At 65.1% G+C, this 19,998-nt stretch carries 15 protein-coding genes and 1 tRNA gene; 14 read left to right on the forward strand and 2 right to left on the reverse strand.

Annotated features, from left to right (window positions below):
* The first annotated feature begins 223 nt into the window (after positions 1-223).
* From pncA to EI171_RS24855, 10 genes are all read left to right on the forward strand, one after another.
* Complete coding sequence (gene pncA / locus EI171_RS24810; RefSeq protein WP_161534917.1) at positions 224-868, forward strand: bifunctional nicotinamidase/pyrazinamidase; 645 nt, start codon at positions 224-226, stop codon at positions 866-868.
* 16 nt (positions 869-884) lie between these two features.
* Positions 885-2,000 (forward strand): alpha/beta fold hydrolase, encoded by a 1,116-nt coding sequence (locus EI171_RS24815; RefSeq protein ID WP_161534918.1) that lies wholly within the window; start codon positions 885-887, stop codon positions 1,998-2,000.
* A 135-nt stretch (positions 2,001-2,135) separates the two neighbouring features.
* Complete coding sequence (locus tag EI171_RS24820) at positions 2,136-4,169, forward strand: NAD(+) synthase (RefSeq protein WP_161534919.1); 2,034 nt, start codon at positions 2,136-2,138, stop codon at positions 4,167-4,169.
* A 38-nt stretch (positions 4,170-4,207) separates the two neighbouring features.
* The gene (locus EI171_RS24825) at positions 4,208-4,591 is read left to right on the forward strand and encodes a GrlR family regulatory protein (protein ID WP_161534920.1); all 384 of its coding nucleotides are present in this window, start codon (positions 4,208-4,210) and stop codon (positions 4,589-4,591) included.
* Positions 4,592-5,051: 460 nt separating this feature from the next.
* A complete protein-coding gene (locus tag EI171_RS24830) occupies positions 5,052-5,867 on the forward strand; it encodes a sugar phosphate isomerase/epimerase (RefSeq protein ID WP_161534921.1) in 816 nt (271 codons plus the stop codon).
* 30 nt (positions 5,868-5,897) lie between these two features.
* Positions 5,898-7,535 carry an ABC transporter substrate-binding protein gene (locus EI171_RS24835; RefSeq protein WP_161534922.1) on the forward strand — a complete coding sequence of 546 codons (1,638 nt, stop codon included), beginning with the start codon at positions 5,898-5,900 and terminating at the stop codon, positions 7,533-7,535.
* A gap of 1 nt (position 7,536) precedes the next feature.
* Positions 7,537-8,520, forward strand: coding sequence for an ABC transporter ATP-binding protein (locus EI171_RS24840; RefSeq protein ID WP_028174009.1), 984 nt, complete (start codon positions 7,537-7,539; stop codon positions 8,518-8,520).
* Positions 8,517-9,503, forward strand: coding sequence for an ABC transporter ATP-binding protein (locus EI171_RS24845; protein ID WP_011087313.1), 987 nt, complete (start codon positions 8,517-8,519; stop codon positions 9,501-9,503). Before EI171_RS24840 ends, EI171_RS24845 begins: the two co-directional genes overlap by 4 nt.
* Positions 9,503-10,432, forward strand: a complete 930-nt coding sequence (locus EI171_RS24850) for an ABC transporter permease (RefSeq protein WP_161534923.1) — start codon at positions 9,503-9,505, stop codon at positions 10,430-10,432. The genes EI171_RS24845 and EI171_RS24850 overlap by 1 nt, the downstream gene beginning before the upstream one ends.
* The gene (locus tag EI171_RS24855; RefSeq protein WP_011087311.1) at positions 10,429-11,391 is read left to right on the forward strand and encodes an ABC transporter permease; all 963 of its coding nucleotides are present in this window, start codon (positions 10,429-10,431) and stop codon (positions 11,389-11,391) included. The genes EI171_RS24850 and EI171_RS24855 overlap by 4 nt, the downstream gene beginning before the upstream one ends.
* A 39-nt stretch (positions 11,392-11,430) precedes the next feature.
* On the opposite strand, the gene EI171_RS24860 is transcribed toward EI171_RS24855, so the two are convergent.
* Together EI171_RS24860 and EI171_RS24865 are read right to left on the reverse strand one after the other, a co-directional pair.
* Complete coding sequence (locus EI171_RS24860) at positions 11,431-12,807, reverse strand: SagB family peptide dehydrogenase (protein WP_161537073.1); 1,377 nt, start codon at positions 12,805-12,807, stop codon at positions 11,431-11,433.
* 95 nt (positions 12,808-12,902) lie between these two features.
* Positions 12,903-15,149 carry a TOMM precursor leader peptide-binding protein gene (locus tag EI171_RS24865; protein WP_011087309.1) on the reverse strand — a complete coding sequence of 749 codons (2,247 nt, stop codon included), beginning with the start codon at positions 15,147-15,149 and terminating at the stop codon, positions 12,903-12,905.
* Positions 15,150-16,052: 903 nt separating this feature from the next.
* On the opposite strand from EI171_RS24865, the gene EI171_RS24870 reads away from it, so the two are divergent.
* The 4 genes from EI171_RS24870 (at position 16,053) to EI171_RS24885 (ending at position 19,901) form a co-directional block, all read left to right on the forward strand.
* Entirely contained in the window at positions 16,053-16,922 is an 870-nt protein-coding gene (locus EI171_RS24870; RefSeq protein WP_231166481.1) for a VOC family protein, read from the forward strand.
* A 197-nt stretch (positions 16,923-17,119) separates the two neighbouring features.
* Positions 17,120-18,970: a dihydroxy-acid dehydratase gene (gene ilvD / locus EI171_RS24875; RefSeq protein ID WP_011087307.1), complete on the forward strand. Its 1,851-nt coding sequence runs from the start codon at positions 17,120-17,122 to the stop codon at positions 18,968-18,970.
* 237 nt (positions 18,971-19,207) lie between these two features.
* The gene (locus EI171_RS24880; RefSeq protein WP_038967435.1) at positions 19,208-19,531 is read left to right on the forward strand and encodes a hypothetical protein; all 324 of its coding nucleotides are present in this window, start codon (positions 19,208-19,210) and stop codon (positions 19,529-19,531) included.
* Positions 19,532-19,811: 280 nt separating this feature from the next.
* Positions 19,812-19,901: transfer RNA gene (locus EI171_RS24885), tRNA-Ser, on the forward strand.
* The last annotated feature ends 97 nt before the right edge of the window (positions 19,902-19,998 follow it).

Below are 19,998 nucleotides of genomic sequence, written 5' to 3' on the forward strand. Positions count from 1 at the left end.
CTTCGGGAACCTTTGCCTCCGCTCCTGATCCGATCCGCAGTTTGCGGACGGTTTGAGAATCCTCGCTTGATTGTGCCTAGTCAACACGGACGAGGCCAAACCGTTGCATCCTGGAGACGATCCTCGGCCGCCAGCACGATATGGCCACACGCGATCGGCGGTTGCGAAGCCGCACCGGAAGATCGACATTGGAGGGAGCGTTCGGCGCCGGCGGAGCCGGCAAATGGAATGGGGCCTTGCGATGAAGATTTCCGACCGCGACGTGCTGCTGGTGATCGACGTGCAGAACGACTTCTGCACCGGCGGGGCACTGGCCGTGCCCGGCGGCGAGAAAGTCGTGCCAGCCATCAACCGTATCGCCCAAAAATTCGCCAATGTGGTGCTGACCCAGGACTGGCATCCGAGCGACCACGTCTCCTTCGCGGTGAATCATGCGGGCAAGCAGCCGTTCCAGACCATCGAGCTGGACTACGGCAGCCAGGTGCTCTGGCCGACGCATTGCGTGCAGGGCACGGCGGGCGCCGAATTCCATGGGGAGCTGGACGTCACCCGGGCGAGCCTGGTGGTGCGCAAGGGTTTTCGGCGCGGCATCGATTCCTATTCTGCGCTGTTCGAGAACGACCACAGGACGCCGACGGGCCTGCTCGGGTATTTGCGCGAGCGCGAGTTGAAGACCGTCTTCGTCGCGGGGCTCGCGCTCGACTTCTGCGTCCGCTTTTCGGCAGAGGACGCCCGCAAGGCCGGGTGCGAGGTCGTAGTGATCGAGGATGCCTGCCGCGGCATCGACCTCGACGGCTCTGTGGCTGCAGCCCATCGGAGTTTTGTCGAGCTCGGCATTTCCGTGATCAGCTTCGAGGCATTCCTGTGAGAATCGCGAGATAGCCATGGCGGAGAAGACAGGCAAACAGCCGGGCGGGCCGGACCATGTCCCTGGTGATCCGCTGCTGTGGCCGTTTGCGGCGGCGCGGCTCGCCATGGACGCCTGGTTCGGATGGATGGAGCGCGGGCCGGACGAGCCTGCCGACAGCAGCCTGCCGTGGACGACGCCCAACACAGTCGCGCTGGAGCTTGCGACCATGCGCCTGCGCGATTGCACGCGGACGCGATCCGGCCAGCCGGCGCTGGTCTGTGCACCCTATGCGCTGCATCGGGCCCTGATCGCCGACTTCGCACCCGGCCACAGCGTGGTGCAGTCGCTGCAAGACGGCGGCATCGACCGGGTCTATCTCACCGACTGGCGCTCAGCCACGCCGGACATGCGCTATCTCTCGATCGACAGCTATCTTGCCGATCTCAACGTCGCCATCGACGAGATCGGCGTCCCGGTCGATCTCGTCGGCCTGTGCCAGGGTGGCTGGCTGTCGTTGCTCTATGCGGCGCGCTTTCCGGCCAAGGTGCGGCGGCTGGTCCTGGTCGGCGCCCCGGTCGACCTGTCGATCGATTCCTCGCTATCGCGGCTCGCCCGCAACGCGCCGGAAATGGTCTACGACCAGCTCGTCGCGCGCGGCGGCGGCAATGTCAGCGGCGAGGAGATGCTGCGCTTCTGGTCCAGGACGCCAAGCCGGGAGGATATCGCAGCCGCCCTGCAAAAGGGGCTATCCGACGAGGAAGGCGCGGCACTGCTCGCGCGCTTCGACCGGTGGAACGTGGAGACGCTCGATCTGCCGGGCACGTACTATCTCGAGATCGTCAACCGGATTTTCCGGGAGAACCGGATTGCCGACGGCAACTTCGTGGCGCTCGGCCGCGCGATTGATCTGAAGGACGTCAAGGCGCCGATCTTCCTGCTGGCCGGGCTCGACGACGAAGTGGTGCCGGCGACGCAGGCGCTCGCCACCGCCGGCTTGGTCGGCACGCCGCCAGCCTTCATTGCGGCGGCCTCCGAGCCGAGCAATCACCTCGGCCTGTTCATGGGTGCGCGGACCCACGCGCATGCCTGGCCCCGGGTCGCCCAGTGGCTGCGCGACGATCTGACCGGCGTTCTGGCCCGCAGCGCCTGAGCCCGCCGGCCAGAGCGAGGTGCAAACCCGTTATGCATGATGGCGGATGGCCTGCACGGGGCCGGATCGATGGGCTACATAGGCTGGAGCTGACGGCTGCGGCCGGCCGGAAAGAGATTAAAGGTACTGCGCTCGATGACTTTCCACTCGATCTACGCCCACGGATTTGCGCGCGTGGCGGCCTGCGTGACCACCTCCCACGTCGCCGATCCCTCGGCCAATGCCAAGGCCATCCTGGCGGCCGCCAATGCCTGCCACGAACAGTCGGCGGCGGTTGCCGTGTTTCCCGAGCTGTGCCTGTCCGGCTATGCGATCGAAGACCTGGTCAAGCAGGATCCGCTGCTCGACGCCGTCGAGCGCGGTCTCGCGGCCATCGTCGAGGCTTCCGCTGCATTGATGACCGTCCTGATCGTCGGCGCGCCGCTGCGCTTTGGTCATCGCATCTACAATTGCGCCGTCGTCGTTCATCGCGGCAACGTCCTTGGCGTGGTGCCGAAAAGCTACCTGCCGACCTACCGCGAGTTCTACGAGGGACGGCATTTCGCCTCCGGCGCCGGTATTGCCGGAGAGACGATCGCCTTCGGCGGGCTGCATGCGCCGTTCGGCGTCGATCTGCTGTTCGCGGCGGAGGACGTGCCGGGCCTGACCATCGGCGTCGAGATCTGCGAGGACATGTGGATCCCGGTGACCCCGGCCTCGGAGCTCGCGCTCGCGGGCGCCAGCGTGCTGATCAACCTCTCGGGCAGCCCGATCACGATCGGCCGTGCGCGCTCGCGCGCACTGCTGTGCCAATCGACCTCGGCGCGCTGCCTCGCGGCCTACGTCTATTCCGCCGCAGGGGCAGGGGAATCGACCACTGATCTGGCCTGGGATGGCCAGACCTCGATCTACGAGAACGGCGTGCTGCTGGCCGAGGGTGAGCGGTTCCGCCAGGGCGGCCAGATCACGTTCGCCGACGTCGATCTCGACCTGCTCAGGCAGGAGCGCGCCTTGATGGGGACGTTCGACGACAACCGCCGGCAGCGCGAGGCGTTCTTCCGCAAGGTGACGTTCGCGTTGAAGCCGCCGGCCTCCGATATCGGCTTCCTGCGCAAGGTCGAGCGCTTTCCGTTCGTGCCGAGCGACGAGAGCCTGCTCGAGCAGGACTGCTACGAGGCCTACAACATCCAGGTCGCCGGCCTCGTGCAGCGCATGCGCGCGACCGGCACCAAACGCGTCGTCATCGGCGTCTCGGGCGGGCTCGATTCCACCCACGCGCTGATCGTCGCCGCCAAGGCCGTCGACCTGCTCGGCCTGCCGCGTGAAAACATCCTCGCCTACACGATGCCGGGATTTGCCACCGGCAGCGAGAGCAAGACCAATGCGCTGGCGCTGATGAAGTCCTTGCAGACGAATTGGCAGGAACTCGACATCCGCACCACGGCAACCCAGATGCTGAAGGATATCGGCCATCCCTTCGGCAAGGGCGAGAAGGTCTACGACGTCACCTTCGAGAACGTGCAGGCGGGTCTGCGCACGGACTATCTGTTCCGCCTGGCCAACCATCACGGCGGCATCGTCATCGGAACCGGCGATCTCTCGGAGCTTGCGCTGGGCTGGTGCACCTATGGCGTCGGCGACCAGATGGCGCACTACAATGTCAATGCCGGCGTGCCGAAGACGCTGATCCAGCATCTGATCCGCTGGGTGATCGCCTCGCAGCAGTTCAGCGATGACGTCAACCGGACGCTTGCCTCGATCCTGTCGGCCGAAATCTCGCCCGAGCTGGTTCCGGTCAAGCCCGGCGAGAAACCGCAAAGCACCGAAGCCTCCGTCGGCCCCTACGAGCTCCAGGATTTCAACCTGTTCTATACGCTCCGCTTCGGCATGCGGCCGTCCAAGATCGCTTTCATGGCGCTCCAGGCGTGGAAGGATGTCGCCAAGGGCGAATGGCCGCCAGCGTTCCCGAACGATCGGCGCAAGGCCTACGAGCTTCCCGAGATCCGCCGCTGGCTCGAAGTGTTCCTGCGCCGCTTCTTCGCCTTCAGCCAGTTCAAGCGCTCGGCCATGCCGAACGGCCCGAAGGTTTCGGCCGGCGGCTCGCTGTCGCCGCGCGGCGACTGGCGTGCACCGTCGGATTCGAGCGCAGCGGCATGGCTCGAGGATCTCGACCGGAACGTACCGAACTGAATGACGCGGCGGATCGACATTGCTGGGGAGACGATCTGATGTCGGCCGGGGAAGGCTCAGAAACGGGTGAAGAGGCCAGCGTCGTCAACGGCCTTTACATCTTCGACATCGAAATGCGTGACGGCAAGCGCGGGCAGGCGCGGGGCGTGGTCGTGCTCTGCGACGGACGTATCATGGGTGGTGACAGATATTTCTACTACACCGGCACCTACACGTTCCGGAACGGGAAATGGCGTGGCGACATGATCGTCAACCAGCACACCGAAGCGGTCGGCCGGTCTCTCGTGTTCGGAGGCAGGGAGGTCACCTGCGGCTTTTCCGGCGATTATTTCCCCGGTGGCGCGGAAGTCGAGGGAATGGCGCTGGTCGGCAAGATCAGCGTGACGTTCACGGCGCGGCTGACGCTGAAGGATGCGATGTGAGCCGAGGGCGCCAGCCGGAGCTGCTGTGGAGTGGGTCTATGTGGGCCTAGCGATATGCTGGCAGGCTCGCGCTGAAGGAAAGCGCGAGGTCCGGAGTGCCTAGGAGTCCGGACCTCGTCACCTTGCCCCAGCCTTCGATCCCCCGCCCCATGTGGTCCCCCAACCCCGTGGTGCGCGATCAGAGGGTGATGCCCTTGGAAGTGGCCGCCGATCGATGTCGCGCGATGTACGCGACATCGGAATAGGATTCCATTCCGGAGCACTACGGACACGATTCAGCTTGCTTCTGCGGCAGACTGCACGTGCCTGCATCGACGCCAGCGCCGCTGCACAACATCGATGCTGGCGACGCGCGGGATGTCCACATCTGCTCGACGCTGCGGAACATCGGTTTCACGGGCCTGTCATTGAACTGGTCTAGCGCTGCTCCCGTCATTGCTGACGGTCAAAGGAGCAAGCCATGTCGAAGCCGGTGTTGGGCGCCGCACTGTCCATCAAATCGATCCCCGCGCATCGCGACTGGCTTCTGGAACGGCAGCGCGATCTCGAGATCCAGGATTTCTTCCGCGCCGATCTCCTCGATAGCGACTGGCGTGCGACCGCCGGCGACATCAAGCAGATGCTCGCGGGCTATACGGGCCGTCTCGGCATTCACGGACCGTTCTGGGGCTTCAAGATCGACAGCCACGATCCCATGATCCGGCAGGCGGTGACCAAGCGTCTGCTCCAGGGGTTGGAGGCCGCAGAGTTTCTCGGTGCGACGCAGATGGTGATCCATTCGCCGTTCACGACCTGGGACCACAACAATCTCGATCTCTATCCGGACAATCGCGGCAGTCTGGTCGAACGGGTCAGGGCGACCCTCGCCGAAGTGATCGCGCGTGCCGAGACGACCGGCTGCGAGATCGTCATCGAGAACATCGAGGACAAGGATCCGCGCGACCGCGTGCGCCTCGCCAAGGCGCTGGAGAGCGGCAAGGTCCGCGTCTCGCTCGACACCGGCCACGCCAATTACGCGCACATCTCCACCGGCGCGCCGCCGGTCGACTACTATGTCGAGGCCGCCGGCGACATGCTGACGCATGTGCATCTCCAGGACACCGACGGCTTTGCCGACCGGCACTGGGCGCCGGGCGAAGGCAACATCCCGTGGGTCGCGGTGTTCCGCGCGCTGGGCCGGCTGACCTCGAACCCGCGGCTGATCCTCGAACTCCGCAACCACGACGACGTCCGCGCCGGCGCAGCCCATCTCGCCGCGCTTGGCCTCGCAGAATAACCGACCTCATCAAGGGCAGGGCCTATCGTCATGAGCAAACTCACCCGTCGCACCATCCTGAAATCCGGCACTGCGGCTGCGGGCACGCTGTTGCTGCCGCGCTTTGCTATCGCGCAAGGCGACAATCGTCCGTCGGTGACGATCGCCGTGCAGAAGGTGACCAACGCGAACGTGCTGGACGTGCTGCGCGAGCAGTCCAATGTCGGCGAGCGCGTGTTCTTCTCCTCGATCTGGGAGGGCCTGATTTCCAAGAACTGGCGCGGCAGCCTCGAGGCCGTGCCGGGCCTTGCGACCGAGTGGCGCCGCATCGACGACCAGACTGTCGAGGTGAAGCTGCGCCAGGGCGTCAAGTTCCACAATGGCGACGAGCTGACGGCGGAGGACGTGGTCTTCTCCTTCAGCCGCGAACGCATGTTCGGCGAGACCGAGGCCAAGAGCCGCTCCACCATCCAGGCCTTCGAGAAGATCCCGACGCCGCGTCCGGGCAAGGAACTGCCGCCCGATGTGCCCGCCGTCGCGCGCCGGATCTGGCCGGACCTCGTGCGCGTCGACGCCGTCGACAAATACACCGTGCGCTTCTACAACGCGACGCCCGACGTCACCATCGAAGGCCGGCTGTCGCGCTACGGCTCCGACATCATGAACCGCCGGGCCTGGGACGAGTCCGCAAGCTATCTCGACTGGGCGCGCAAGCCTGTTACCACCGGGCCCTACCGGGTCGTCGAGCTCAAGCCCGACGTCTCGCTGACGCTGGAAGCACACGATGAATATTGGGGCGGCCGTCCGCCGCTCAAGCGCATCCGCTTCCTCGAAGTCCCAGAAGTCGCGAGCCGCATCAACGGGCTGCTCTCGGGCGAGTACCAGTTCGCTTGCGACGTCCCGCCGGACCAGATCGCCGGCATCGAGAAGAATGCGGCGTTCGAAGTGCAGGGCGGCACCATCCTCAATCACCGCCTGACCGTGTTCGACAAGAACCACGCCCAGCTCGCCAATCCGCTGGTGCGGCGCGCCTTTACCCACGCGATCGACCGCCAGGCCATCGTTGACAGCCTGTGGGCCGGCCGCACCCGGGTGCCGAAGGGCCTGCAGTGGGAATTCTACGGCGACATGTTCAACGCCGACTGGAACGTGCCGGCCTACGATCCGAAGCTCGCGCAGGACCTGTTGAAGCAGGCCAATTACAAGGGCGATCCGATCCCGTATCGCCTGCTCAACAACTACTACACCAACCAGGTCGCGACCGCGCAGGTCCTGGTCGAGATGTGGAAGTCGGTCGGCCTCAACGTGCAGATCGAGACCAAGGAGAACTGGTCGCAGATCATGGAACGTGCGCCTACGCGCGCCGTGCGCGACTGGTCGAACTCGGCCGCCTTCAACGATCCCGTCTCCTCGCTGGTCGCCCAGCACGGGCCGAACGGCCAGCAGCAACAGATCGGCGAGTGGACCAACGCCGAGCTGAACACGCTTTCGGAGTTCTTGGAAACCTCGACCGACCGCGCGGCGCGCAAGAAGGCGTTCCACCGCATGCTGGAGATCGCCGAGCGCGAGGACCCCGCCTACACGGTGCTGCATCAGAATGCGACCTTCACGGCCAAGCCGAAATCGATCAAGTGGAAGGCATCGCCCGCCTTCGCGATGGATTTCCGCGCCGGCAATTTCGAGGCCTGAGGTGTCGCCGCTGGTCAGCATTGAGGGCCTGAGCGTCGCCTTCAACGGCGTGCCGGTGCTGCGTGGCGTCGATCTCGCCCTGCGCAAGGGCGAGGCCCTCGGCCTCGTCGGCGAATCCGGCTCCGGCAAGTCGGTGACGTGGCTTGCCGCGCTGGGCCTGCTGCCGCGGCATGCGCGGGTCCTGGGCTCGGTGCGGCTCGACGGGCACGAGCTCCTGGGCGCGCCCGCGGTTGAACTCGATCGGGTCCGGGGCGGGCGGGTCGCCATGATCTTCCAGGATCCGGCGAGCGCGCTCAACCCGGTGCTGACCATCCGCAAGCAGCTCTGCGAGGCCCTGGCGCTGCATCGCGGTCTCTCCGGTGAGGCAGTGAGGGCCGAAGCCCGGCGGCTGCTCGATCTCGTCGGCATTCCCGACGCAGGCCGGCGGCTGTCCGCCTATCCGCACGAATTCTCCGGCGGTCAGGTGCAGCGCATCATGATCGCGATGGCGCTCGCCGGAAATCCCGACCTGCTGATTGCGGACGAGCCGACCACCGCGCTCGACGCCACCATTCAGGCCCAGATCCTGGAGCTGCTCTCGTCGATCCGCCGCGAGATGAGCATGGCGATGGTCCTGATTAGCCACGACCTCGGCGTCGTCGCCGAGAATTGCGACCGCGTCGCCGTGATGTATGCCGGCCGCATCATCGAGGAGGCGCCGGCCAACCAGCTCTTCGCCGATCCCGTGCATCCCTACGCACAAGGCCTGATCGGCGCGCTGCCGCCGCTCGACGGTCCGCGCCGGCGCCTCACCGCCATTCCCGGCACGGTGCCCGATCCCGCGAGTATGCCTGATGGCTGTGCGTTCGCGCCGCGTTGCGCGTTGGCGGCCGGGCCGTGCGGCCTCGCCGCGCCGAGCCTGGCACCGATCACGAACGACCGCGCGGTCGCGTGCATCCGGGCCGAGGCCTCGCGCCGCGCACTGCTTGGGATCGCCGCCGAATGAGCGCGCCGCTCGTCGAAGTGTCCGCGATCTCGCGCAGCTACAGCATGCGTTCCGGGATGTTCGGCCGGAGCACGGCCGTCCATGCGGTCGATGGCGTCTCGCTGGCCATCCCCAAGGGCGAAACGCTGGGCCTCGTCGGCGAGTCCGGCTCGGGTAAATCCACCACGGGTCGCATCGTGCTTGGCCTCGAGCCGCCCGATCGCGGCGAGGTGCGGTTTGACGGCAAGCCCATGGCAGCGCCTGGCACGCAGGCGTGGCGCGCGCAGCGGGCGCGCATGCAGATGATCTTCCAGGATCCATTGGGAGCGCTGGACCGGCGCTTGCCGGTCGCGACACAGATCCGCGAGCCCTTGGACATTCATGGCCTCGGTACGCCGGGCGAACGCGATGAGCGGGTGCGCGAATTGCTGCAGGCGGTCGAACTGACGCCTGCGCATGGCGCGCGCTATCCCGGCGCACTCTCGGGCGGACAACGCCAGCGCATCGTGCTGGCGCGGGCGTTGGCGACAAAACCTGATTTCCTCGTCTGCGACGAGCCGGTCAGCGCGCTCGATGTCTCGATCCAGGCGCAGGTGGTGAATTTGCTCGCCGATCTTCAGGGACAGCTTGGTCTCACGCTGCTCTTCATCAGCCACGACCTGCGCGTCGTCCGCCAGATCAGCAATATCGTCGCCGTGATGTATCTCGGCCGCATCGTCGAGATCGGCAGCGCCGACGATCTCTTTGCGCGGCCGGAGCATCCCTATACGCAGGCACTCGTCTCGGCCTCGCCGGCGCCGGGCCGCCGCAGCGCGGGCCGCATCGTACTGGCGGGCGATCCGCCGAACCCGGCCGCGCGCCCCCGAGGCTGCGCCTTCCATCCGCGTTGCCCGCGCGCGATCGCGCGCTGCGCGAGCGAGGTGCCGGCGCTCTCGGCCGTCGGCGGTGACAGGCAGGTCGCCTGCCACCTCGTCACGGGCGCCCAAACGCGGGACGCCGCGTGATGGGACGCTATTTCGCCATTCGCATCGGACGCGCGGCGCTCACGATCGTGCTCGTCGTCACCTTCGCCTTCGTCGTGCTGCGGCTGTCAGGCGATCCGGCCCTGATGATTTTGGGACCGGAAGCGCCGCCGGAGGTGATCGCTGCATTCCGCAAGGCGTGGGGGCTGGATGATCCCATCTGGTTCCAGTATCTCGATTACTTCAGCGCCATCGCGCGAGGCGAGCTCGGCCGCTCCATGCGCGACGGCCGTCCCGCGATCCAACTCGTCCTTGAGCGGATCCCCGCAACATTGGCGCTGACGCTGCCGGCGTTCTTCTTCAAGGTCGCGCTCGGCGTTCCCGCCGGCATCTACGCCGCGCTGCATCGCGGCTCTGCGATCGACCGTGCCGTGATGATGACGGCGGTCGCCGGGTTCACCGTGCCGAGTTTTGTCCTTGCGCTGCTGCTCGTGCTCGTCTTCGCCGTGCAGCTGGGCTGGCTGCCGTCGGGCGGGCAGGACAGCTGGCGTCACGCGATCCTGCCGATCGCGACGCTGAGCCTTGGCGGCGCAGCGGTGCTGGCGCGCTTCACCCGCAGCGCGATGCTGGAGGTGCTGGTCCAGCCCTATATCCGTACGGCTTCCGCCAAGGGTGTGCCGTGGCGCAGGGTGGTGACCTCGCATGCGCTGCCAAATGCGGCGATCCCGACCGTCACCATTCTCGGCTTCATGGTGGGAACGCTGATCGCGGGCGCCGTCGTGGTCGAGAGCGTGTTTTCGTGGCCGGGGGTAGGGCGCCTGCTTGTCGTCGCCGTCGCCAACCGCGACCTCGCGGTCGTGCAATGCATCCTGCTGCTGGTTGCGTTGACCATGGTCACGTCGAACCTGGTCGTCGACTTCCTCTACGGCTTCCTCGATCCGCGGCTGCGCGCCAAGGGAGCGCATGCATGACCGACGCGACGCTGAAGGACACCGAAGCGTTTTCAAGCGAAGTGGACACCGGTTCGCGTAGAGAAAACGCGTCAAAACTGGAATCTAGAGCCCCGTTCCGATTTCATCGGAACGGAAAGGGCTCTAGCGTCCGCCGCCGCATCAGCCTGCCGGCGATCCCGGTGTCTGTCGCGCTTGCGGTCACCTGGATCGTCGCGATGCTGGTGATTGCGGCCTTCGCCGAGAAGATCGCGCCCTATGGCTACACCCAGCTCGACCTGCGCAATCGTCTGGCGTCGCCCGGCAATGTCGCGCACTGGCTCGGCACCGACGAGCTTGGCCGCGACGTGCTGTCGCGCCTCCTCGTCTCGATCCGCATCTCGCTCCTGATCGCCTTCGGCGCCACCGCGATCTCGGCGATTGTCGGCACCACGCTCGGCTTTTTCGCCGCGCATTTCCGCGGGACCGTCGAGCAGCTCGTGCTGATGCTGACCGATTTCCAGGCCAGCATGCCCTTCCTGATCATGGCGCTGGCCGTGCTCGCCTTCTTCGGCAATTCGCTGCCGCTGCTGATCGGCCTGATGGGCCTGTTCGGCTGGGAGCGCTACGCCCGCATCGCGCGGGGACTGGCCATCTCCGCCAACGCCCAAGGCTATGCCGCCGCGGTCCGTCAGCTCGGCGCGACGCCGTCGCGGATTTACCTCCGGCACATCCTGCCCAACATCGCCTCGACCCTGATCGTGTCGACGACGCTGGTCTTCCCCGAGGTGATCCTGATGGAGTCGGGCCTGTCCTTCCTCGGCCTCGGCGTGCAGCCGCCGATGACCAGCCTCGGCAACATGGTCGGCTACGGCCGCGAATACCTTACCCGGGCGCCCTGGATCATGCTGGCGCCGGCGACCACCATCGTCGTCACCACGCTGGCGGTCTCCGTGATCGGCGACTGGCTGCGCGACCGGCTCGATCCCACTCTGCAATAGCGCGACTGGCGAGAGGCGAGCGCCGAACTACCCGAGCTTCTAGCTCGGGATATCGAGCTTCCTGCCGCGCCCGAGCGCGAATTGACCGACCGGGCCTTCTATATGGAATTCCAGCTCCGTCATTGTCGCGAACAGGTCGATGTTGGTGCTCCCGATGGCGCAGCCGCCGAGGTCCATATCGGTCGCGGCCAGGTAAAACGTCTGGATCAGGCTGCCGACATCCTTCAGGATCAACGAATATGCGATTGAGCTGTATTTCCAGGAGACCCGCCCAAAGCGCGCCGCGATCGTGATCAGGATTTGTGGCTGACCCGGCGCGTCCATGGCGAACTGGGCTGCCACCGCGTGCGCCTGGAGTTGTTGGGTGGAGGCGCTGATCGCCACCAGCGCGTGGCTCCCTGCATCGTAGTGGTAGAGTCCGCGCGCAAGTCCTTCGCAGTTCGAGACCGTCAGGTACAATTCCAGCTCGTAGGCGCTGCCCGCCGACGGATATGGCCTCGTGCTGTAGGTGACGTCGGGACCGCCGTCAAAATACGGGCCGCTCTTCCATTCGGACACGACGCGCGCGGTGGTGTCGAGAAACTGTGCGAGTTCGCCGAGCGTGACAGGATTCTTGTCGTCGAAATCTCGTGTTGAATGGCGTTCGCGCAACAGCTTCGGGAAGAGAGAGATCGGCTCCGGGGAGGAGAATTTGCGTAGGTCGATCTTGCTGCCGGGCCAGGGCGGGCGCACCGCAGGCAGCGGCGGAACGATGCTCGCATAGGTGAAAGCGGCGCCGACCGGATTGGCTTGCCGCCCCTCCGTGCTCCGCGTGTGAAACACCAGGTCATGGAAATCCCAGAGAACGAGATTGCCGTCGCCTTCATTCACTCGCAGGCCTTGTCCGTCTTTCGCATCGAGCTTGAGCAGGATCCGGCTTTCCACCAACAGTTCGAGCAGACAGAGATTGAAAGTGGCTGCCTTCCGGTTGAGCTTGCCGATCTTCTGAGGCTGCGACAGCGCAGCAAGGGTGGCGGCGACGGTGGGATCGCCAATCCGGAACAGCGCGCCGGCGCGTGGCGATTCCAGAACCATCTCATTGCCGCGCCGGCGCAGATAGGCAAAGCGTGACAACACAATGGTATCACGGTTGCCCAGCTTCGCGCGTCGCGGCCAGTATTCGGGGACTTGAGGCTCGATGACCACGAGGTCCCGCTCGTCGCGCGAGGAGGCGAGGCGGTATTCCAGAAGCCCCTGCCGGGCCAAGCGGTGTACCAGGGCGTCGACGTCTCTCGCGACGGCGCTCTTGCCTGCAAAGGACGCGAGCGGAAGGCCGGTGCTCAGATGTCGCGCGCGGTCTATCGCGGCCTTACTGAATTGTCCGAGGTTGACGGAATAGTCGCCCAGAAAGGCGACGAGGTTTCCGTCCGGCTGCATCTGGAGGGAGAAGCGATGGCTCAATCGGGCAGCAATGTCTGGCGCGATCTTCCTGGTCGGCTTTTTCCGGGGAGCGCGCACGAAAGGGCAACCCTTCAGGTGTGTGGGAGGAACGAAGTCAGATCGCTTTCCAGTCGCGGCCGGTCCAACAATCCGAGCTTCACCGGCACATCGTAAAGGCGGCCCGGTGCGAAGCGGCGATAGAAATGACGCAAGCCGGGAACGAGCACTCTGACGACCGGAACCTCGACGTCGGGACGTGTCTGGTCGAGGACGAGGAAATCGTAGCCTGCACGGGCGGCGATCTCGACGCAGGCAATGACCTGGTCACGCGTATTGTCGTGGAGCTTGAGGCTCGGCGCCGGGGGGACGATCGGGCGGTCGCTCGGTGTCAGGAACGGGTAGTTTTCCAGGCGCAGCGGCGTGACACCGTCAAGGGTCGGCTTCTCGCCGCTTGCGCCGCCCATCATGCCGACGGACATAAATTGGGTCAGTTCGGTGAGGGAGCGCAGCAGGGCTATGTGGCGGTCGAAATGCGCGCCGGAACCGAACTCGATATTTTCGTGTCCATTCTGCATCCAGTGCATGATAGCCACGTAAGTCGGAATGCCGAGGTCGGTGGTGACATCGAGCACCCACAGCTTGCGCCCGGCATCCGCAAATTGAGCCTGGAGATCCCGGACATAGAAATCGTCGAATTGCTCGAGATCGACCGCGGCGCGCTGCACCTGATTATACCACCAGATCGCGTAGGCATCGCGCTCGATCAGTTCCAGGAAGCCCTGAACGATGGCTTCGTCGCGGGTATTACCGGCCGCGCAGCCGTTGGAATCCGTATGAAAGCCGCCATAGAAGAAGTACAGCAGGCCGGTCGGCAGATATTTGAAGCGTTTGTCGCGCAACGATGAGACCGGCGACCACTCGGTCCTCGTCGAGGGATCGAACGGCTCGGGAACCGGATGGGGATCGTCCGGCTGCTGGAGAAACCTGTTCTTGAACTGTGTTTCGCTGAAGAGCTGGACGTCGTTGGGAAGAAGCGCGTCGCCGGGCGCGAAATCGACAAAGCGGCGCGTCGTCCTGATCTCATCGCCTTGGAAAATGCCCGAATAACGTTCGATCGATTCCATCAGCGCGCTGGCCTCGCCCTGCTCGGCAGTCGAGCCCTTGCCAAAGCTGCCCCCGCTCAATCCGGACCTGAGCTGGTCGATGCTGTGGGCCGGCGCGGAGAAATTATGCTGGGCGAAGTAATTGGTGTTCATCGGCAGATCGGCCTCGATCCGCTCAAGCCGCGTGACCACGCCGGTCAGCGGGCTCACATGCTTGCGGAAGCGCGACACCGTGGCCCGCGACGTCATGGTGCGATATCCACCGCTGGTCATGACGAGCTTCTTGCCTTCGGCGATCTCGACCAGGGCCGGGGATCGGCGCGGGTTGTGCAGCTTCTTGCTGCCGCAGGTTGGGCATTGCGGGCGTCGCGCGACATAGTGCTTTGCGATGACGGCGCCGGCCAGGTCGAAGCTTGCGATGTGATCGCGCAGATCAGTGCGAAAGCCCGAGGCGATTGCCTTGGCGATCTCGACGGCTGCGAAATGGATTGCGGTCCGTCCGACGGGATGGTTGACGAGCGGCGATATGGCGACCGCACGCGCCGGTCCCCGGTCAAGAAACCCCTTGATCTCCCTGTTGCGGATCATGCGATCGAACAGGCAAGTCCAGCACGAGCTTTCGCCCGGTTTGAACATGGGCCCGACCAGCGGAAACGCGCCGGACGGCTGCACCAACAGCCAATGCGTCTTGCCGGCTACGCGTTCCTGGTTCAGTTCGGCGAGCCGGCGGTCAAGATAATCGTTCACCAGCGTGATCGTGAGCTTTGGCGAGCGCTTGGCGATTTGAACGCCGAGCCTACTCAAGGCCGCGGTCAGCTCCTTGGCGCCTTTGACGTCAATCGACTCGATCTGCACGGAGCAACTGCGAAGATTTTGCTCCGCGACTTCCGGAGACAGGCCGAGGCTTGCCCAAAAACCGCCGACGGCTTCGTCGAATGCTGGCGATACCCGCGCAACGACATATCGGCGATCGAGGAGCCGCTTGATCGCCTCCTCGATCTTGTCGGCCGGGAAGCGCTTCGAAAGCTGGCGAATGATCGCCGGCCTGGCGTTGCCATGTTCTCCGATCGCGGTGGCCAAGGCGCAGTAGAGTTCGCCGTGCAGGAAGAACTTGCGATCCTCGGAATAGAGGCAAACCGCATCGGGAGGCAGTAAGTAGGCGGTGAAGTTCGGTGCAAATCGGAGGAGGTCTTTGCGGGTCTGCCGCGGGACGCGGGTCTTGCTATTGGCATTCATTGCGTCAGCACGCCGATCCGGTTGCCGTTACGTCAGATCGCCGGCGCAAGATGGATCGTCGTGCCCGCGCGCTGGTATTTTCCCAGAGAGTTGAAACAAATTCGCCCGTCACCGGCAAGCCATCGATGCAAGCGCCGTAGAGAAACCAAGCATTTGGCCGGCCGTGACAAAGGGGCCGGCCAATGAGATATGTCGGCTTGTGGACAGGCGTTCCGGAACGCGCCGAGGCCTAGCACCAGCGGCAGCGCCCCCACGATGCGCAGCAACCCGCGCATGATACGGCGCACCCTACAACACCAACAGCACATCCAGCACACCGGCAACCGACGCCACATCGGCAACCGCGGCAACCTCGACAGCCTCTGCAGCCGCGGCAACCACCGCATCCGCGCCATGCCAACTGCACGCGGCTACCGACGTTTTCCTTGTCGAAGAGATGGAAGGTGGCGAGGCTGACGTCGGCCATTTCCTCTTCATCGAGCGTGATTGCCTGACCCGGTACAAGGTTCGGCATATGCTGTACGTCGGGTGCCGGCACGGCCGATGCCGATGCGCCTCCCGCTAGCGAAAAAGTCAGGCCTGCCGCCCCGAACGCAGGCACGGCGACTTTGGTTACTCGCTTCTTCGTTTTAGAAGATCGCTTCGCCTGCCGCATGGTCGAACCTCCGTGCATTGCAAGAAGCATCCCAGCCGCGCTAACTCTACGCCCGGAAAATAGGGCAGGCAACAATTGCGCGCCCAAAAGCGTGGCGCCGCACGTTCAGAGTGTATTCATCTTCATGAACAGCATTGGCCCGACCCGTTGACACAGGGCATCACCGATCCACGTACATGGCGGGCGCGCACGGAGTGCAGCTTGGTGCGGTGCCGCAATCGCATCCAGGCTTGAACGGAGAGATCGGCGTGGCAGATCAACTCGGACGTTTCGCTTGGTACGAACTCCTGACCACGGATGTCGCGGCAGCAGGCGCATTTTATCGCAAGGCGGTCGGCTGGGGTTTGAAGGATGAGTCGACTCCGAAGCTGGCTTACACGGTGGTTCGCAGCGGCAGCGTTCCGGTCGGCGGACTTTTGGATATCCCGGACGAGGGGCGGAGATTGGGGGCAACGCCGAGATGGATGGGTTACGTCGCCGTCGATGACCTGGACGGGACCGCCGCACAGATCAGGCGTCTCGGAGGCACGATCTTTGTGCCGCCGACCGACACCAACATTGGCCGAATAGCAGTCGTTGCCGATCCGCAGAAGGCGACGTTCGGTCTGATCGAGGAACCGACACATGGCCGATCGAAGCCGGGCGGGCTGGACGAGCCGGGGCGCGTCGGTTGGCACGAGCTATTGGCCGGCGACCGGACCGTGATCTTCGATTTCTACAGAGCATTATTTGGTTGGCAGAAGGCCGACGCTCAAGCCGATCCAGCGGACTGGTATCAATTGTTTTCGGCGGACGGACAAACGGTCGGCGGCATGCTGACGAAACTTCCGAGCGTAGCGCAGCCATGCTGGCTGCATTACTTCAATGTCGACGACATCGGCGCTGCGACTAAGCAGGTGAATGCCGGTGGAGGCCGGATCCTCCAAGGTCCGATCGAATTGCCCGATGGCTGCTGGATCGCACGATGTGTCGATCCCCAGGGCGCCCTGTTTGCACTGCAGGGGGCCCGAGGTCAGGCGGGCATCGAGCCATCCTCGGCCTCGGAAGTCGGGTGGTCCGCCAAGTGGGGCGACGTTGCCTCACAGGGGAGAATTGTGCTGCCCAAGCCGAAGCGCTAGCTACAGCGTCTGCCCGGCGCCGGCGCGTCCTTCCAATAGGCCGCGCCGGGAGCAGGGGAGGCCTGCGAAAGACCGATCCGGCCCTGTCCGGCCCAAGTTCCCGTTGCGCCAGCCGACCCCGTGCGCTATCCGGCCGGAAAGGCCTGAGGCGGCTTCCATTTTCCCGCCGGCCAGCCAAACCGAGGACGGAAACCGCCATGCCAGCCTATCGCTCCCGCACCACCACCCACGGCCGCAACATGGCGGGTGCCCGCGGCCTCTGGCGCGCGACCGGCATGAAGGATGCGGACTTCGGCAAGCCGATCATCGCGGTCGTCAACTCCTTCACCCAGTTCGTGCCTGGCCATGTCCATCTCAAGGACCTCGGCCAGCTCGTCGCCCGCGAGATCGAGCAGGCCGGCGGCGTCGCCAAGGAATTCAACACCATCGCGGTCGATGACGGTATCGCCATGGGCCATGACGGCATGCTCTACAGCCTGCCGTCGCGCGAGCTGATCGCCGACAGCGTCGAATACATGGCCAACGCCCATTGCGCCGACGGCCTCGTCTGCATCTCCAATTGCGACAAGATCACGCCCGGCATGCTGATGGCGGCGCTGCGGCTCAACATCCCGGCCGTGTTCGTCTCGGGCGGGCCGATGGAGGCCGGCAAGGTCAAGCTCCAGGGCAAGACCAAGGCCGTCGACCTCATCGACGCCATGGTTGCCGCGGCGGACTCCAAGGTCAGCGACGAAGACGTCAAGGTGATCGAGCGCTCGGCGTGCCCGACCTGCGGCTCCTGCTCGGGCATGTTCACCGCGAATTCGATGAACTGCCTGACCGAAGCGCTCGGCCTCGCGCTGCCCGGCAACGGCTCGGTGGTCGCGACCCATGCCGACCGCAAGCGGCTGTTCGTCGAGGCCGGCCATACCATCGTCGATCTCGTCCGCCGCTATTACGAGCAGGACGATGCCTCGGTGCTGCCGCGCAACGTCGCGAACTTCAAGGCGTTCGAGAACGCGATGACGCTCGACATCGCGATGGGCGGCTCGACCAACACCGTGCTGCATCTGCTTGCGGCGGCTCACGAAGGGCAGGTCGCGTTCACCATGAAGGATATCGACCGGCTGTCGCGCCGTGTTCCCGTGCTCTGCAAGGTTGCGCCGTCGGTTGCCGACGTCCATGTCGAGGACGTGCACCGCGCCGGCGGCATCATGGGCATTCTCGGCGAGCTCGATCGCGCCGGCCTGATCGATACGTCGGTCTCGACCGTGCATGCGCCGACCATGGCTGACGCGCTGGAGCGTTGGGACATCAAGCGCTCCAAGAGCGAGGCGGTGCGCACCTTCTATCGTGCCTCGCCCGGCGGCATCCCGACGCAAGTCGCATTCAGCCAGGAGCGTCGCTACGACGAGCTCGATGCCGATCGCGAGAAGGGCGTCGTGCGCGATCTCGAACACGCCTTCAGCAAGGATGGCGGTCTCGCCGTGCTCTACGGCAACCTCGCACAGGACGGCTGCATCGTGAAGACTGCCGGCGTCGACGCCTCGATCCTGAAATTCTCCGGCCCCGCGCGCGTGTTCGAGAGCCAGGACGCGGCCGTCGAAGGCATTTTGGGCGGCAAGGTCGTCGCCGGTGAGGTCGTGGTCATCATCTACGAAGGCCCGCGCGGCGGCCCCGGCATGCAGGAAATGCTGTATCCGACCAGCTATCTGAAATCGATGGGCCTCGGCAAAGCCTGCGCGCTCGTCACCGACGGACGCTTCTCGGGCGGCTCGTCCGGCCTGTCGATCGGACATCTGTCGCCGGAAGCCGCCGAGGGCGGCAACATCGGCCTGGTGCGGACCGGCGACCTTATCGCGATCGACATTCCGAACCGCAGCATCACGCTGGAGGTTTCCGACGAGGAGCTCGCCAAGCGCCGCGCGTCGGAAGAGGCGAAGGGGGACGCCGCCTGGCAGGCGACGGGCCGCAAGCGCAACGTTTCCACCGCGCTCCAGGCTTACGCTGCGCTCACCACCAGCGCCGCGCGCGGCGCGGTGCGCGAAGTGAAGCGCCGCTCGAACTGAGCGCGGCTTGCGCGCGCGCGATCGCGGGTGCCGCGGTCGCGCATGGTCAACAAGTCCTGAATGGCCGGCGAGAGCCGGCCGTTCGCATTAAGGATGCCTCAACGAAGTTCGGCAGCTCAGGATTTTTGCCGCGTATACTGCTACGACCTTCGCAAATCCATTTCGGGCAACTGGGGCACCACCACAATGTCTCGTACTCTTGCTGTCGTTTTCTCAACAGCCGTCGCCGCGCTTTCCATGACGGGCGCAGCCTCCGCGGGCTGCTATAATTGCTACGCGCCGCCGCCGTGCCAGACCTGCTACCAGCAGCAATACGTCGCGCCGCAATACCGCACCGTCGACGAGACCGTGATGGTGTCGCCCGGCGCAACCGTTGCGCACCGCACGCCCGCGCAGTACCGCACCGTGATGGTGCCGCAGACTGTGATGGTCGCCCCGCCCGGCGTCCAGTACGAGCGCATCCCGCCGCAATACGCAACGCGCCAGCGCGTCGAGATGGTCTCGCCCGGCTATTCCTATTACGCCCCGGTGCAGATGGGCTGCGCGTCCTGCGGCTACTGAGCCAAGCCAGCAACGAACAATTCCATGCGGCGCTCCTCACGGGGCGCCGTTTTGCTTTGGGGCAGCAAACGAGGCCCGGAAACGGAGGCGACTCCAAACCGGGCCTCGCAACCAGCGACGCCCTGGGAGATGTCGCCAGTGTCCGGGATTGCTGAGAAACCCAGGCTAAGGGAACAGGCTGACGCTCGCCTGACAGATCAGGGCGGTCGAGGGGGACGAGGGGCCAACTTCGCGTTGCCTTGCGCCGTCGACTACGTTAAGCGACAGCCATTCCGGGTTTGGAAGGGTGGCCGAGTGGTTTAAGGCACCGGTCTTGAAAACCGGCGTGCCTGCAAGGGTACCGTGGGTTCGAATCCCACCCCTTCCGCCAGTATATTGTTCTCCTCTGTTCGTAGTCGTTCGAACTCCACAGCAAAATCAGTGACTTGCGCCGAAAGACTGTACTTTGCAGTTCGCCGGTGTTCCTC

The sequence above is a fragment of the Bradyrhizobium sp. LCT2 genome, from assembly GCF_009931255.1.
In the GTDB taxonomy this organism is placed as follows: Bacteria; Pseudomonadota; Alphaproteobacteria; order Rhizobiales; family Xanthobacteraceae; genus Bradyrhizobium; species Bradyrhizobium diazoefficiens.

What these genes read in the sequence shown, in the direction of transcription:
- pncA (WP_161534917.1), top strand. Translation starts at nt 224, where the DNA reads ATGGAATGGGGCCTTGCGATGAAGATTTCCGACCGCGACGTGCTGCTG.
- EI171_RS24815 (WP_161534918.1), top strand. Translation starts at nt 885, where the DNA reads ATGGCGGAGAAGACAGGCAAACAGCCGGGCGGGCCGGACCATGTCCCT.
- EI171_RS24820 (WP_161534919.1), top strand. Translation starts at nt 2,136, where the DNA reads ATGACTTTCCACTCGATCTACGCCCACGGATTTGCGCGCGTGGCGGCC.
- EI171_RS24825 (WP_161534920.1), top strand. Translation starts at nt 4,208, where the DNA reads ATGTCGGCCGGGGAAGGCTCAGAAACGGGTGAAGAGGCCAGCGTCGTC.
- EI171_RS24830 (WP_161534921.1), top strand. Translation starts at nt 5,052, where the DNA reads ATGTCGAAGCCGGTGTTGGGCGCCGCACTGTCCATCAAATCGATCCCC.
- EI171_RS24835 (WP_161534922.1), top strand. Translation starts at nt 5,898, where the DNA reads ATGAGCAAACTCACCCGTCGCACCATCCTGAAATCCGGCACTGCGGCT.
- EI171_RS24845 (WP_011087313.1), top strand. Translation starts at nt 8,517, where the DNA reads ATGAGCGCGCCGCTCGTCGAAGTGTCCGCGATCTCGCGCAGCTACAGC.
- EI171_RS24850 (WP_161534923.1), top strand. Translation starts at nt 9,503, where the DNA reads ATGGGACGCTATTTCGCCATTCGCATCGGACGCGCGGCGCTCACGATC.
- EI171_RS24855 (WP_011087311.1), top strand. Translation starts at nt 10,429, where the DNA reads ATGACCGACGCGACGCTGAAGGACACCGAAGCGTTTTCAAGCGAAGTG.
- EI171_RS24860 (WP_161537073.1), bottom strand. Translation starts at nt 12,807, where the DNA reads ATGCAGCCGGACGGAAACCTCGTCGCCTTTCTGGGCGACTATTCCGTC.
- EI171_RS24865 (WP_011087309.1), bottom strand. Translation starts at nt 15,149, where the DNA reads ATGAATGCCAATAGCAAGACCCGCGTCCCGCGGCAGACCCGCAAAGAC.
- ilvD (WP_011087307.1), top strand. Translation starts at nt 17,120, where the DNA reads ATGCCAGCCTATCGCTCCCGCACCACCACCCACGGCCGCAACATGGCG.
- EI171_RS24880 (WP_038967435.1), top strand. Translation starts at nt 19,208, where the DNA reads ATGACGGGCGCAGCCTCCGCGGGCTGCTATAATTGCTACGCGCCGCCG.